This is a genomic window from Serratia sp. CY55921 (assembly GCF_052167655.1).
Lineage (GTDB): Bacteria > Pseudomonadota > Gammaproteobacteria > Enterobacterales > Enterobacteriaceae > Serratia > Serratia ureilytica.
Map to the genome: position 1 here is coordinate 2,054,956 of NZ_JBJNMU010000001.1, position 14,771 is coordinate 2,069,726.

General features: G+C 63.2%; 15 protein-coding genes and 1 other annotated feature. Of the genes, 9 read left to right on the plus strand and 6 right to left on the minus strand.

The features are described 5' to 3' along the window. Window positions 1–4 precede the first annotated feature (4 nt). The gene (locus ACJ8M3_RS09975) at window positions 5–1,105 is read right to left on the minus strand and encodes a PQQ-dependent sugar dehydrogenase (RefSeq protein ID WP_089196832.1); all 1,101 of its coding nucleotides are present in this window, start codon (window positions 1,103–1,105) and stop codon (window positions 5–7) included. 131 nt (window positions 1,106–1,236) lie between these two features. Here ACJ8M3_RS09975 and ACJ8M3_RS09980 point away from each other — a divergent pair, with 131 nt between their 5' ends. Beyond that, a complete protein-coding gene (locus ACJ8M3_RS09980) occupies window positions 1,237–1,656 on the plus strand; it encodes a GNAT family N-acetyltransferase (protein ID WP_033642494.1) in 420 nt (139 codons plus the stop codon). Between the two features lie 11 nt (window positions 1,657–1,667). Then, window positions 1,668–2,651, plus strand: coding sequence for a magnesium and cobalt transport protein CorA (locus tag ACJ8M3_RS09985; RefSeq protein ID WP_089196831.1), 984 nt, complete (start codon window positions 1,668–1,670; stop codon window positions 2,649–2,651). Window positions 2,652–2,725: 74 nt separating this feature from the next. Here the strand turns inward: ACJ8M3_RS09985 and ACJ8M3_RS09990 are convergent, their stop codons facing one another. The 4 genes from ACJ8M3_RS09990 to speB form a co-directional block, all read right to left on the minus strand. Beyond that, window positions 2,726–3,538, minus strand: a complete 813-nt coding sequence (locus ACJ8M3_RS09990; RefSeq protein WP_047572100.1) for a nitrilase-related carbon-nitrogen hydrolase — start codon at window positions 3,536–3,538, stop codon at window positions 2,726–2,728. Further along, window positions 3,535–4,962 (minus strand): purine-cytosine permease family protein, encoded by a 1,428-nt coding sequence (locus ACJ8M3_RS09995; RefSeq protein ID WP_089196830.1) that lies wholly within the window; start codon window positions 4,960–4,962, stop codon window positions 3,535–3,537. Before ACJ8M3_RS09995 ends, ACJ8M3_RS09990 begins: the two co-directional genes overlap by 4 nt. Before the next feature lie 16 nt (window positions 4,963–4,978). After that, entirely contained in the window at window positions 4,979–6,364 is a 1,386-nt protein-coding gene (locus ACJ8M3_RS10000) for a sodium:solute symporter (RefSeq protein ID WP_089196829.1), read from the minus strand. A 77-nt stretch (window positions 6,365–6,441) separates the two neighbouring features. Next, window positions 6,442–7,374 (minus strand): agmatinase, encoded by a 933-nt coding sequence (speB, locus tag ACJ8M3_RS10005; protein ID WP_442514658.1) that lies wholly within the window; start codon window positions 7,372–7,374, stop codon window positions 6,442–6,444. Between the two features lie 249 nt (window positions 7,375–7,623). Between speB and ACJ8M3_RS10010 the strand changes: the two genes are divergently transcribed. Continuing rightward, complete coding sequence (locus ACJ8M3_RS10010; protein ID WP_089196827.1) at window positions 7,624–8,538, plus strand: LysR family transcriptional regulator; 915 nt, start codon at window positions 7,624–7,626, stop codon at window positions 8,536–8,538. A gap of 6 nt (window positions 8,539–8,544) precedes the next feature. On the opposite strand, the gene ACJ8M3_RS10015 is transcribed toward ACJ8M3_RS10010, so the two are convergent. Continuing rightward, on the minus strand, window positions 8,545–9,369 hold the full coding sequence (locus tag ACJ8M3_RS10015; protein WP_033642487.1) for an SDR family oxidoreductase: 825 nt from the start codon (window positions 9,367–9,369) through the stop codon (window positions 8,545–8,547). Between the two features lie 229 nt (window positions 9,370–9,598). On the opposite strand from ACJ8M3_RS10015, the gene hisL reads away from it, so the two are divergent. From hisL to hisH, 6 genes are all read left to right on the plus strand, one after another. Continuing rightward, window positions 9,599–9,646 carry a his operon leader peptide gene (gene hisL / locus ACJ8M3_RS10020; RefSeq protein ID WP_100396937.1) on the plus strand — a complete coding sequence of 16 codons (48 nt, stop codon included), beginning with the start codon at window positions 9,599–9,601 and terminating at the stop codon, window positions 9,644–9,646. Further along, window positions 9,622–9,748, plus strand: a sequence feature (His leader region). It overlaps the preceding gene by 25 nt. Before the next feature lie 70 nt (window positions 9,749–9,818). After that, on the plus strand, window positions 9,819–10,718 hold the full coding sequence (hisG, locus tag ACJ8M3_RS10025) for an ATP phosphoribosyltransferase (RefSeq protein WP_015377256.1): 900 nt from the start codon (window positions 9,819–9,821) through the stop codon (window positions 10,716–10,718). 4 nt (window positions 10,719–10,722) lie between these two features. After that, window positions 10,723–12,030 (plus strand): histidinol dehydrogenase, encoded by a 1,308-nt coding sequence (hisD, locus tag ACJ8M3_RS10030; protein ID WP_089196826.1) that lies wholly within the window; start codon window positions 10,723–10,725, stop codon window positions 12,028–12,030. After that, the gene (gene hisC / locus ACJ8M3_RS10035) at window positions 12,027–13,115 is read left to right on the plus strand and encodes a histidinol-phosphate transaminase (RefSeq protein ID WP_089196825.1); all 1,089 of its coding nucleotides are present in this window, start codon (window positions 12,027–12,029) and stop codon (window positions 13,113–13,115) included. The genes hisD and hisC overlap by 4 nt, the downstream gene beginning before the upstream one ends. Next, a complete protein-coding gene (gene hisB / locus ACJ8M3_RS10040; RefSeq protein ID WP_015377254.1) occupies window positions 13,112–14,179 on the plus strand; it encodes a bifunctional histidinol-phosphatase/imidazoleglycerol-phosphate dehydratase HisB in 1,068 nt (355 codons plus the stop codon). The genes hisC and hisB overlap by 4 nt, the downstream gene beginning before the upstream one ends. Next, window positions 14,179–14,769, plus strand: a complete 591-nt coding sequence (gene hisH, locus ACJ8M3_RS10045) for an imidazole glycerol phosphate synthase subunit HisH (protein ID WP_021504315.1) — start codon at window positions 14,179–14,181, stop codon at window positions 14,767–14,769. The genes hisB and hisH overlap by 1 nt, the downstream gene beginning before the upstream one ends. The last annotated feature ends 2 nt before the right edge of the window (window positions 14,770–14,771 follow it).

Here is a 14,771-nt window from a genome sequence, read left to right on the forward strand (position 1 = left end):
GGCGTTACGACGCCCCGACCTTCAGCAGCTTGCCGTCCCGTTCGTCCGTCAGCAGATACAGGTAGCCATCCGGCCCGCTGCGCACCTCGCGGATGCGTTCGCCGCGATCGCCCAGAAGCCGCTCTTCCGCCACCACCTTGTCCCCCTTCAGCGTCAGGCGAATCAGTGCCTTTTGCGCCAGTGCGCCGATGAACAGCGAGTGCCGCCAGGCGGGGAAGCGCTGCCCATCATAGAACGCCATGCCGCTGAGGCCGGGCGAAACCCGCCAATAGTGGAGCGGTTGTTCGGTGCCGGGCACCCGCTCCCCTTTCGCCTCGGGGATCGGCTGGCCGGAATAGTTGATGCCGTAGGTGGCCAGCGGCCAGCCGTAGTTTTTACCCGGCAGCGGGATGTTGAGCTCATCGCCGCCGCGCGGGCCGTGCTCATGCTCCCAGATTGCGCCACTCCACGGGTTCAACGCCAGCCCTTGCGGATTGCGATGGCCGTAAGACCAAACCTCCGGGCGTTTACCTGCCTGGCCGACCCAGGGGTTGTCCGGCGGCACGGCGCCCTCGGCGGTCAGCCGCACCAGTTTGCCCTGCAGTTTGTCGGTCTCTTGCGCCGTCGGCCGCTGATTGTTTTCGCCCAGCGTGATAAACAGGTAGCCTTGCCGATCAAACGCCAATTTGCCGCCGAAGTGATTGCCGACCGACAGCTTGGGCTGCTGACGGAAGATCACCTTAAAGTTTTCCAGCCGCGCGCCATCGTCGCTCAGGCGGCCATAGCCGACCGCCGTGCCGGCTTTGCCGCCCTCGCCCGGTTCGGCGAAGCTGAGATACACCCGGCGGCTGGCGGCGAAATCGGGCGCCGGCAGCACCTCCAGCAGGCCGCCCTGCCCTTCGGCGTAGACCTGCGGCACACCGGAGATCGGCGGCGACAGTCCTTTATCCTGCTGCCACAGCCGCAGCCGGCCGGGCCGTTCGGTGATAAGCAGGCCTTGTTCCGCCGGCAAGAAGGCCAGCGACCAAGGGTGTTCCAGGCCGTCCTGCAATTGGCTGACCGTCGGCGCGGCGTGCGCCAGGCCGCTGCACAGCAGCAAACCGGCCAGCAGAGTCAATCGGGGCATGGCGTCCTCCTGAAGATGAAATGACCCGTTTAGTGTAGCCCACTCAGCGGCCACGGTCGTTTGCATTACATTTCAACGGGTTGCCTTTTAGCCGCCATGTGCTTAAGTTAATCCATTACCCAGGAGGAAAAATGGACATTACCGTTACCGACGCGATCGACGAACAAACCCTCGATGCGATCAGGCAAGGCCTGCGCGCTTACAACCTGCCGCATATCGACGCCAGCCACCGCAAGCCGCTCAGCGTCTATGCGCGCGACGAAGCCGGCGCGGTGATCGGCGGCCTGACCGCCGAAACCTGGGGCAACTGGCTGAGCGTCGAGTGGCTATGGGTGGCGGATACCCAGCGCGGCAGCGGCCTCGGCGGCCGACTGATGCGCGCCGCCGAGCACGAGGCGCAGGCGCGCGGCTGCCGCTACGCCCGCCTCGACACCTTCAGCTTTCAGGCGCGGCCGTTCTACGAAAAGCTCGGTTATCAGCTGCAAATGACGCTGAAAGAGTATCCGGTGGAACATGAGTGTTATTTACTTACCAAAACGCTGACTGATTAATGGATGGACGGATGGACAGCAAAAGCATGGTGGTGAACTGTGTAGCGTACAAAGCCGGCCAACGGCTGGGCGAAGTGACCATCGACGATATCAGTGAGGTGGTCAAACAGCCCGACACCTTCATCTGGCTGGGATTAAGGCAGCCGGAGCCGGCGTTTATGCGCAAGGTGCAGGCGGAGTTCGGGCTGCACGATTTGGCGATCGAAGACGCGCTGTGCGCGCACCAGCGGCCGAAGCTGGAGACCTACGGCGACTCGCTGTTCATCGTGGTGAAAACCGCGCAGTGGGGCGAGCACGACGAAATCGAATACGGCGAAACCCACTTCTTCGTCGGCAAAAACTTTCTGGTGACGGTGCGCCACGGCGCTTCGCCCAGTTACGCGCCGATCCGCGCCAAGGCGGAAGAGAACCACAAGCAGATGTGCCGCGGGCCGGGCTTCGCCCTCTATTCGGTGTTGGACTTCGTGGTGGATAACTACCGCAGCGTGGTGGCGCGCTTCGAGAGCACCATCGAGAACATTGAAGCCAACATGTTTCAGTCAGAGTTCGATCAGGCGGCGATCGAGAACGTCTATACCCTGCGCCGCCATCTGCTGGCGCTGCGCAACGCCGCGCTGCCGATGGATGAAATTTGCAACCAGCTGATCCGCCTGCACGAAGAGGTGATCCCGAAAGAGCTGCGCGCCTACGTGCGCGACGTGCAAGATCACGCCCATCAGGTGGTCAGCAATATCGACGACATGCGCGAAATGCTAACCAACGCCATGCACGTCAACCTGGCGCTGGTGACGGTCAAACAAAACGAAGTGGTGAAACGGCTGGCGGGTTGGGGGGCAATCTTGGCCATCCCGACGGTGGTCTTCAGCCTGTACGGGATGAACTTCGCCGACATGCCGGAACTGAAGTTCCCGTGGGCCTATCACGCCACGCTGGGAGTGACCGCCGTCGGCTGCATTTTCCTGTATCAGAAACTGAAGAAATCGGGCTGGCTGTAAGCGTCAGAACGGCGCTTTTCCCGCCGACGAAAACGATCGCGGGGCGGCTGGGATCACCAGCCGCCCCCGTTGCTTCAATACAGCATCGGACGCCGATCGCGATGCACGTGATTGTGGCGGCCGATGTGCTTGTCATCAGCCGCGCCGATATCCATCGATGCCAGCACCATGCCTTCGCCTGTCAGGCTCTGCGTCAACGGATAGCCGTCGGCGTCGACGATCACCGAACCGCCGATCCACGCAACGCCGCGCTCCGTTTCGCAACGATCGCACACCGCGATGAACAGCCGATTGACGGCGGCGTTGGCCTGCGCCTTCACCATCTCCGCCGGCCGTTCGCCCTGCGGGCGCGGCGCCAGCGGCCAGTTGACCGGCGCGCACAGCAGCTGAGCACCGGCCAACGCAGGCAAGCGCACCCACTCCGGAAACTCGAGGTCGTAACAGATCATCACCGCCAACCGGCCAAAACGCGTCTCGACGACCGGCGGCGGCCGATCGCCGGCGGTAAAGATCGAACTCTCTTCATGCCACAGGTGCGCTTTGCGATAAATCGCCCTCACCCCCTGCGCATCGATCAACGCCGCGCTGTTGGCCACCTCGCCATCAGGCAGGCGCTCGCAAAAACCGGCGACGATCGCCACATCCAGCTCACTCGCCAGGGCACACCACAGGCTAAGGCTGGGCCCATCTTCGGCCTCGGCCAACGCCCGCGCCTCCGCCTTGTCGCGCAGCACGTAGCCGCTGTTCACCAACTCCGGCAACACGATGACGTTGGCGCCGCGCTGCGCTGCCCGGCGGATCGCCTGGGCGGACAGCGCCCGATTATGTTCCGCTTCCCCTACCCGCAGCGCCAACTGGCAGCATGCGACGCTGATTTTTTCCTTCACTCCCGTTCTCCTTCCAATAATCCCTCGCAACGCAACGCCACCCGCCGTTCGGCTTCGAGATCGAGCTTTCGGCACATGACGACATAAACGCTCCCGGCCACCAGCAAGCCGATCAGAAAAGCGATATCCGCGCCGCCCAGTAAAACAGCAAAGGGGCCGGTGTAAAAGCCCAACGTCATGAACGGCACCATCGCCAGCAGGCCGATCGCGTAGGCCGTCAGACCGGAGCCGCCCCAACGGCCGTAGATCCCCGCCGGGTTGAAGATTTCACCGATCGCGTAATGCCCGCCGCGGACCACGTAAAAGTCCATCAGATTCACCGCCGTCCAGGGCACCAGGAAATACAGCATCAGCAGCACGAAGGTATTGAAGCTGGCGAGATAGCTCGCCGGGATAGCCAACGCCACCGCGAACACCGTCAGAGCGACGACGCCGATGCCGGCCATGCGTAATTTCAACGTTGGCGTCACTTTACGGAACGCGTCAATCGCGCTGAGGCTGGTCAGCATTGCGCCATAACAGTTGACCGCCATGATACCGACCAGCGAAGGCACGGCGATAAGCACAGCCAGCGTGCCGAACCCCGGATAGATGCCATTCCCCACCGCCTGTACGCTGCCGATCGCATCGGGAGCCGGTAAGGCTGAGGCCAGAAACGCGCCCAGCGACATCAGCCAAAGCGCCGATCCGGCCGCCCCCAGATAAGTCCAAAAGATCACGTTGGCCGACGGCGTTTCATGCGGCAAATAGCGCGAGTAGTCGGAGACATACACCGCGTAGCTGATCTGGTAGCCGGCGGCCGCCGACAGCTGAATCAAAAAAGCCGCCCACGAAAAATGCCCGGCGCCGACGACGGCGTCCATCCGCAGCGACAGCACGGCACCGACCGTCAGCACGCCGAACACCGCCATCATCACATAGGTCAGCCAGCGCTGCACCGCATGCAGCATATCGTGGCCGACGATCGCCAACAGCACGGCCACCGCGATCAGCAACGCATACCAGGGCGGACGGTGACCCGGCAATACCGTGTTGATCGCATCGGTCGCGAGAATAACGTTGAACACGTTGAAACCGATGTAAACAAACACCACGGCGGCAAAGGGAACGATGGCGCCACGCAGGCCGAATTGGGCCCGCGACTGGATCATCTGTGGCAGCCCCATGCGCGGCCCCTGATTGGCATGACACGCCATGAAGAACGTGCCGAACCCCACGCCGACGACAATGGCCAGCATCGAATAAAGCGCGCCCAACCCCAACGCCGGGCCGGTGAAACCGACCACCATCGTCGTCAAAACGAAATTACCGGTGAACCAAAACGGCGCCTGATGCCAAACCTTGCCATGCCGCTCGTGACGGGGCACATAGTCTATCGAGCGCACTTCAATTTTTGGGCGTGGCGCCACATTGCGATTGTTCATGTCCCACCTCGTCGTTTCAACGCTCGGTTTGGGTCTGCAGCTGCGGCGCCGGGCGGCTCAGCAGGCTGCCCAGCACGAAGGCGACGCCGCCGCCCAGCAGACCGCCGTAGATTGGGCTGTTGGCGTCGATGCCGTGCCAGATCATCAGCCCCACCACGCACAGGCTGCCGGTCAGCATGCTGGCGATGGCGCCGGCGCTGGTGGCGCGCGGCCAGAAGATAGCCCCCACCAACGGGATCAGCATGCCGCCCACCAACAGGTTGTAAGCCAGCGTTAGCGCCGCCAACACGTCGCGCACCACAAACGCCAGCCCCAGCATGACCGCGCCCATGAAAAGCGTGGTGAAGCGCCCGGCGGCCAACCCGCCGGAAGGTTTGCACCGGATGGCCGGCAACACGTCCTCCAGCGCGATGGTCGAAGAGGCCAGCAGGCAGGCGCTGGCGGTGGACATCAGCGCCGCCAGGGCCGCCGCGGCCACCAGCCCGCTGACGCCGACCGGCAACACCGCCTGCGCGATGGCGGCGAAGGCGCCGTCGGTATTACTGAGCGACGGCAATACGATCTTGCCGGCCATGCCGATCAGCGCGCCGGTCACGCCGTACAGCACGCAATAGACGCCCGCCCCCAGCCCGGCGAAGCGCGCCACGTTGGCGCTGCGGGCGGTGAACACCCGCTGCCAGATGTCCTGACCGATCAAAATGCCGAAGAAGTAGATCAGGAAAAATACCAGAATAGTATCCAGCCCGAACGACGACAGCTGGTAGTAACCGGCGGGCAGCAGGCTGGTGAACGCCTCCCAGCCGCCGGCCTTGACGATGCTCATCGGCATCAGCACCAGCATCATGCCGACGGTCATGATGATGAACTGAATGATGTCGGTCAGCGTCAGCGACCACATGCCCCCCAGCGTCGAATACAGCACCACCAGCCCGCCGCCGAGCAGGATAGACGCGCTGAACGACAGGCCGAACATCACCTGCATCACGCTGCCGATGGCGATGATCGAGGTCACCGCCACCATCAGGTCATACGCCAGCATGATCGCGCCGCTGGTGACCCGCGCCGCCGGGTGATACCGCCGCGACAGCACCTGGCTGACGGTGTACAGCTTCAGCTTGAGCAGCGGCTTGGCCAGCACCAGGCTCAGCACCACAATGCCCAGCCCGAGCGCGCCGCACAGCCAGACGCCGGAGATGCCGTAGGTGTAGCCGAGCTTGACGCTGCCGATGGTCGACGCGCCGCCGAGCACCACCGCCGACAGCGTGCCCAGATACAGCCCCGGCCCCAGGTTGCGCCCGGCCACCAGATACGCCTCTTTGGAGTTGGCGCGGCGAATGCCCATCCACCCCACCGCGCCTATCACCAGAAAGTAAATCACCACAACCAGCAGATCGAGATTCATGGGTACCTCCACTCCGTTGTTATTGTTATCAGGGGGCCCGACGCAACCGCTCCGCCGGCAGGGTCAGTACGCCGGCCTCAGCGAGCCGGCAGCACGCACAGCATTTCAAACAGCAGGTTGGCCGCCAGCAGCGCCGTATTGCCGGAACGATCGTAAGGCGGCGACACCTCCACCACATCGCCGCCAATCAGGTTCAGCCCACGGCAGCCGCGCACGATCTCCAGCCCTTGCCAAACCGACAGTCCGCCGACCTCCGGCGTGCCGGTGCCCGGCGCGAAGGCCGGATCCAGCCCGTCGATATCGAAACTGAGATAAACCGGCGCATCGCCCATCTGCTCGCGGATCTCCGCCATCAGCGGCGTCAGCGACCGATGCCAGCAGGCTTCGGCCGGCACCACGCGGAAGCCCTGGCGCCGTGACCAATCGAAGTCATCCGCCGCATAGCCGCTGCCGCGCAGACCAATCTGCACCACTTTTTCCGGCGCCAGCAGCCCCTCCTCAAACGCGCGGCGGAAGGTGGTGCCGTGCGCCAGCTGTTCGCCAAACATCTCCTCGTTGGTGTCGGAATGCGCATCGACGTGGATCAACCCGACCGGACCATGTCGATGGGCGATGGCGCGCAGCACCGGCAGCGTCAGGGTGTGATCGCCGCCGAGCGTCAACGGCGTGCAGCCGTGCGCCAGGATCTCGTGGTAAGCCGCCTCGATGCGCCGTACGCTGTCCGCCAGGCTGTAGGGGTTAATGGCGACGTCCCCCAGATCGGCCACCTGCAGCCGTTCGAATGGGGCGGAGCCGGTGCCCATGTTGTAGGGGCGGATCATCACCGACTCCTGGCGGATCTGGCGCGGGCCATAGCGGGTGCCGCTGCGATTGGAAGTGCCGATATCCAGAGGAATGCCGACAAAGGCGGCGTCCAGATCACGCGCCTGATCGGCGGCGGGCAGGCGCATCATGGTGGGGAGACCGGCAAAGCGCGGCATGTCGTTGCCGCTTTGGGGTTGGTTCAGCATGGCGTTTCCTTGTCTTGGGCTTGCGATAAATTGAAACATTTAAGCAACATTCGCAGACTACCCCGTTGACCGCACCGGCTACCATTCCCGCTTTTGCATGTAAACATCGAAAAACACGATGTAACTAACCCATTGAAGCATTGATTTTTATTTCAATCTCATGCCATAAGAAAGGCCATATCTTCAGCGCTGCGCCTATTTCTTCGATGTTAAAAATGGGTTAAGCGGCCGACGTTCTGCGGAGGGGCGATGCTCACTAACCTAAGCGATATCGATCTAAAGCTGTTGCGGGTGTTCGTCGCGGTGGCGGAAGCCCAGGGCGTCAGCGCCGCACAGGAAACGCTGCTGATGAACCAATCCACCATCAGCACCCATCTGGCCTCGCTGGAAACGCGACTGGGTTTTCGCCTGTGCCAGCGCGGGCGCTCCGGCTTCCGGCTGACGCCAAAAGGGGAACGCATGCTGATCGCCTGCCGCTCCTTGTTCAACGCCGCCCGCGACTTCACCCGGGTCAGCCAGTCGCTGAACGGCCTGCTGACCGGCGATCTGCAAATTGGTCTGGTGGATAACCTGGTTTCACTGCCGGGCAACCCGTTCAGTCAGGCCATCAAGCACTTTCAGCGGCGCCACCAGGACGTGCAATTGCAGTGCCGCATCTGTTCACCGAACGAGATTGAACAAGGGCTGCTGCACCAGCAGCTCGATCTGGGCATCGGCTACTTTGGCCAGCAGTTGGAGGCGTTGCGTTATCAACCGTGGCTGGAGGAGACGCAGGCGATCTATTGCAGTGAGGATCACCCGCTGTTCGCGGTGGAAGAACCCGAGCGCGAGCAGATTGAAAACGCGCGCTGGGTCAAGCGCGGCTACCTGCTGGCGCAGCAGCTGTGCCCGATCGCTCCGCCCCATCTGGCGGCAGTGGCTCACCACATGGAGAGCGTCGCCCATCTGGTGCTGAGCGGCACCTGTCTCGGTTATCTGCCCACCCACTATGCGGCGCGCTGGGTGGAGCAAGGGCTGCTGCGGCAGTTGGGCGGCGCAGCGCTCTCTTACCGCGCCACGCTCAGCCTGGTCAGCCGCCCCGTCCAGCCCGACGAGGCGTTGAACGCGCTGCTGGAGGATTTGGCGCGCGCCGGCGAAAAAAAGCCCCGCATGTGCGGGGCCTGACGGACGTTAACTGACCGGCATGCGCGCCGGATCGGGATACTGGTATTCAAAACCCAGCTCGTTGCAGATGCGGTTGCCGTCCACCAGCCGCTCATCCTGTTCCGCTTCGTCGGCAAACTGCGGCGGCTCCAGGTGCAGCTGCTCGGCCAGGGCCGGATAGAAATCGCGCTTGGCCGGATGACGCGGCGCGCACAGGTTGTACACGTGGCCCCCCTTCGGCAGCTTGAGCAGCAGTTGGATGGCGGCGATGACGTCGTCCTGATGCACCAGATTCACCCCCTGCGACCCGCCCTTCACATCGAGCTTTCCCGCCAGGAAGCGGCCGGGGTGGCGATCGGCGCCCACCAGCCCCGCCAGGCGCAGAATGTCCACCGAGGTATTCGGCAGCTCGTGCAGCCAGCGCTCCAGCTCGGCCAATACCCGGCCGGACGGCGAGACCGGCCGCAGCGGCGACTCTTCGCGCAGCGTGCCGGCGGTTTCGCCATACACCGAGGTGGAACTGGTGAAGATCACCCGCGGCACGCCGAAAGCCATTGCGCTGTCCACCAGCATGCGCACCGCATTGAAATAGTTCTCGCTGCCTTCGACGGTGCGGCGCGCGGGCAGCGTGACCACCAGCGCATCCACGCGCAGCAACGACGCCAGATCGTCCGGATCGCAGATCAATTCCGGCGTCAGCTCCAACTGATAACATTCGATGCCGCTCATCCGCGCGGCCTCGACGCCGTCCGGCGTGGTTTTGCTGCCGACCACGTCGTACCCGCGGCCCATCAGCGACAACGCCAGCGGCATGCCCAACCAACCCAGACCAATAATGGCTACCTTTTTCATCCTCTTCCTCTCCTGAAGATCGCAGCGCCCTGCCCTTAAGGCTACGCCACTGCGCGCGGCGATACAATCTGACCGGCTTAAGGTTAGGTAAAGCCGTGTGTGGCTAATAACTCAACCTGTTTCAATAAATTAAATTTATGACGATAAAAAAGAGTTGCACGGCGGACAGCGGATAGTTTAGCTTAATTGCCATACGGTTTTTTACCGACTTTTGCTGAGAGAAAACACCATGACACGCGTTCAGTTCAACCACCATCATCACCATCACCCTGACTAGTCTTTCAGGCGATGTGTGCTGGAAGACGGTTTGTTAATCTTCCAGTGGCGCGCAGAACGCAAGAGAGAGCCCTCGGAAGATTTCTTCCGAGGGTTTTTTTTTGGCTCCGGACAGACAGACAGAATAGTTTTTACAATAAATTCATAAAATTACAGATTAAACAGAGGTTACCATGCTGGACAAGACACGTTTACGGATCGCAATGCAGAAGTCGGGCCGCCTGAGCGATGAATCCCAGGAACTGCTGGCGCGCTGCGGCATCAAGATTAACCTGCAGCAGCAGCGTCTGATCGCCTTCGCCGAAAACATGCCGATCGATATCCTGCGCGTGCGCGACGACGACATTCCGGGTCTGGTGATGGACGGCGTGGTCGATCTCGGCATCATCGGCGAGAACGTGCTGGAAGAAGAGCTGCTCAGCCGCCGCGCCCAGGGTGAAGACCCGCGCTACTTCACCCTGCGCCGCCTCGATTTCGGCGGCTGCCGCCTGTCGCTGGCCACCCCGCTCGACGCCGAATACGCCGGCCCGCAAAGCCTGCAGGACGCCCGCATCGCCACCTCTTACCCGCACCTGCTGAAGCAATACCTCGACAAACAGGGCGTGCGCTTCAAATCTTGCCTGCTGAACGGCTCGGTGGAAGTGGCGCCGCGCGCCGGCCTGGCCGACGCCATCTGCGATCTGGTCTCTACCGGCGCCACGCTGGAGGCCAACGGCCTGCGCGAAGTGGAGGTGATCTACCGCTCCAAAGCTTGCTTGATCCAGCGCGACGGCGAAATGCCTGAAGCCAAACAGCAGCTGATTGACCGCCTGATGACCCGCATTCAGGGCGTGATCCAGGCGCGCGAATCCAAATACATCATGCTGCACGCGCCGAGCGAGAAACTGGACGAGATCGTCGCGCTGCTGCCGGGCGCCGAACGCCCGACCATTCTGCCGCTGGCCGGCGCGCAGAACCGCGTGGCGATGCACATGGTCAGCAGCGAAACCCTGTTCTGGGAAACCATGGAAAAACTGAAAGCGCTCGGCGCCAGCTCGATTCTGGTGCTGCCGATTGAAAAGATGATGGAGTAACGCCATGTCGACCTTCAACACGCCGATCGATTGGGCGACGTGCAGCGCCGAACGCCAGGCCGAGCTACTGATGCGTCCGGCGATCGCCGCTTCCGACAGCATCACCCGCACGGTGAACGAGATCCTCGACAACGTGAAGGCCAACGGCGATCGGGCGTTGCGCGACTACAGCGCCCGTTTCGACAAGGCGGAAGTCTCGGCGCTGTGCGTCAGCGCCGAGCAGATCGCCGCCGCCGCCGCGCGGTTGGGCGACGACATCAAACAGGCGATGGCGGTGGCCGTCGCCAACGTGGAAACCTTCCACAACGCGCAGCGACTGCCGCCGGTGGACGTCGAAACGCAACCGGGCGTGCGCTGCCAGCAAGTGACCCGCCCAATCGACTCGGTGGGCCTGTATATTCCCGGCGGATCGGCGCCGCTGTTCTCCACCGTGCTGATGCTGGCGACGCCGGCGCGCATCGCCGGCTGCCGCCGGGTAGTGCTGTGCTCGCCGCCGCCGATCGCCGATGAGATCCTGTATGCGGCGCAGCTGTGCGGCGTGCAGGAAGTGTTTCAGGTCGGGGGCGCGCAGGCGATCGCCGCCCTGGCGTTCGGCACCGAAAGCGTGCCGCGCGTGGCGAAGATCTTCGGGCCGGGCAACGCCTTCGTGACCGAAGCCAAGCGGCAGGTCAGCCAGCGCCTTGACGGCGCGGCCATCGACATGCCGGCCGGTCCTTCAGAAGTGCTGGTGATCGCCGACGCCGGCGCCACCCCGGCGTTTGTCGCTTCCGATCTACTGTCGCAGGCCGAGCACGGCCCGGATTCGCAGGTGATCCTGCTGACGCCGGACGCGGCGATGGCGCAGGCGGTGGCCGACGCGGTGGAAAGCCAGCTGGCCGAGCTGCCGCGCGCCGACACCGCCCGCCAGGCGCTGGCGAGCAGCCGCCTGATCGTGGCGCGCGATCTGCCGGAGTGCGTGGCCATCAGCAACCGTTACGGCCCGGAGCACCTGATCATTCAGACCCGCAATGCGCGCGATCTGGTGGACAACATCACCAGCGCCGGTTCGGTGTTCCTCGGCGACTGGTCGCCAGAGTCCGCCGGCGATTACGCCTCCGGCACCAACCACGTGCTGCCGACCTACGGCTACACCGCCACCTGCTCAAGCCTCGGGCTGGCCGATTTCCAAAAACGCATGACGGTGCAGGAGCTGACGCCGCAGGGCTTCAGCAACCTGGCCGCCACCATCGAGACGCTGGCTGCCGCCGAGCAGCTGATCGCCCACAAGAACGCCGTGACCCTGCGCGTCGCCGCCCTGAAGGAGCAAGCATGAGCATCGAAAAACTGGCGCGCGCCAACGTTCGCGAGCTGACCCCTTATCAATCGGCGCGCCGCCTCGGCGGCAAGGGCGACGTATGGCTGAACGCCAACGAATACCCGACCGCCCCGGAATTCCAGCTGACCGCGCAAACCTTCAACCGCTATCCGGAGTGTCAGCCGGCGCAGGTGATCGCACGCTACGCCGCCTATGCCGGGGTCAAGAAAGAGCAGGTGCTGGTCAGCCGCGGCGCCGATGAAGGCATCGAGCTGCTGATCCGCGCCTTCTGCGAGCCGGGCAAAGACGCCATTCTGTTCTGCCCGCCGACCTACGGCATGTACGCCGTCAGCGCCGAAACCTTTGGCGTGGAGCGCCGCACCGTGGCCGCCCAAGAGGACTGGCAGTTGGATCTGCCGACCATCGCGGACAGCCTGGACAACGTGAAACTGATCTACGTCTGCAGCCCGAACAACCCGACCGGTAACCTGATTGACCCGGACTCTCTACGCAGCCTGTTGGAGCTGGCCAAAGGCAAAGCGATCGTCGCGGTGGACGAAGCCTATATCGAGTTTTGCCCGCAGGCCTCGGTGGCCGGGTGGCTGAGCGACTACCCGCACCTGGCTATTCTGCGCACGCTGTCGAAGGCCTTTGCGCTGGCCGGCCTGCGCTGCGGCTTTACGCTCGCCAACGAAGATCTGATCGCCCTGCTGCTGAAGGTGATCGCGCCTTACCCGCTCTCGACGCCGGTGGCGGATATCGCCGCGCAGGCGCTGAGCGAAGAAGGCATCCGCACCATGCGCCAGCGCGTCACCGACATCGCCGCCACCCGCAGCTGGCTGCAGCAACAGCTGGAGAAATGCGCCTGCGTCGAGCAGGTTTTCGCCAGCGACAGCAATTACCTGCTGGCCCGCTTCACCGGCTCAAGTAATGTGTTTAAAAGCTTGTGGGATCAGGGCATTATCTTACGAGACCAAAACAAACAGCCCGGGTTGTCCGGCTGCCTGCGCATCACCATAGGCACCCGCGACGAATGTCAACGCGTGGTGGACGCCTTGTCCACCCTGCCCGGTGCCAACCAGACTCGCCAGGAGCCAATGTGAGCCAAAAAATCCTCTTTATCGATCGTGACGGCACGCTGATCGCCGAGCCACCGGAAGATTTCCAGGTTGACCGCCTGGACAAGCTGGCGCTCGAGCCGGACGTGATCCCTTCCCTGCTGGCGCTGCAACAGGCAGGGTATCAGCTGGTGATGATCACCAATCAGGATGGGCTCGGCACCGCCAGTTTCCCGCAGGAAACCTTCGATCCGCCGCACAACCTGATGATGCAGATCCTCAGCTCGCAGGGCATTCAGTTCGCCGATGTGTTGATCTGCCCGCACCTGCCGGCGGACAACTGCGACTGCCGCAAGCCGAAGACCGCGCTGGTGAAGGGTTACCTCGAACCCGGCGTGCTCGATACCGCCCACAGCTACGTGATCGGCGATCGGCCGACCGACGTGCAGCTGGCAGAAAACATGGGCATTCAGGGGCTGCGCTACCAGCGCGGCGTGCTGGGCTGGAAAGAGATCGTGCGCCAGCTGACCCTGCGCGACCGTCATGCGCGGGTTAACCGCGTGACCAAAGAGACGCAGATCGATGTCAACGTCTGGCTGGATCGCGAAGGCGGCAGCAAAATCAAAACCGGCGTCGGCTTCTTCGACCACATGCTGGATCAGATCGCCACCCACGGCGGCTTCCGCATGGAGATCGACGTCAAAGGCGACCTGTATATCGACGATCACCACACCGTAGAGGACACCGGCCTGGCGCTGGGCGAAGCGTTGAACAAGGCGCTGGGCGACAAGCGCGGCATTGCCCGCTTCGGCTTCGTGCTGCCGATGGACGAGTGTCTGGCGCGCTGCGCGCTGGATATCTCCGGCCGCCCGCACCTGGAGTACAAGGCCGAGTTCAACTATCAGCGCGTCGGCGATCTCAGCACCGAAATGGTCGAGCACTTCTTCCGCTCGCTCTCCTACACCATGGGTTGTACGCTGCACCTGAAGACCAAAGGCAAAAACGACCACCACCGGGTCGAAAGCCTGTTCAAAGTGTTTGGCCGCACGCTGCGCCAGGCGATCCGCGTCGAGGGCAATACCCTGCCGAGCTCGAAAGGAGTGCTGTGATGAACGTGGTGATTTTGGATACCGGCTGCGCCAACCTGGCCTCCGTCACCTATGCGGTGCGGCGCCTGGGCTATCAGCCGGAAGTGAGCCGCGATCCGGAGATCGTGCTGCGCGCCGACAAGCTGTTCCTGCCGGGCGTCGGCACCGCGCAGGCGGCGATGGATCAGCTGCGCGAACGCGATCTGATCGAACTGATCAGGGCCTGCACTCAGCCGGTGCTGGGCATCTGCCTCGGTATGCAGCTGCTGGCGGCCAGCAGCGAAGAGAACGGCGGCATAACGACGCTCGGCCTCATCGATACGCCGGTAAAGCAGATGACCGACTTCGGCCTGCCGCTGCCGCACATGGGTTGGAACCAGGTATCCGCGCAGGCGGGCCACCATCTGTTCCGCGGCATCGATGACGGCGCCTACTTCTATTTCGTTCACAGCTATGCGATGCCGATATGCCCCAGCACCATCGCTCAGGCGAACTACGGCGAGCCCTTCACCGCCGCCGTGCAAAAAGACAACTTCTTCGGCGTGCAGTTTCATCCAGAACGATCTGGAGCGGCCGGCGCGCAACTGTTGAAAAACTTTCTGGAGATGTAGGT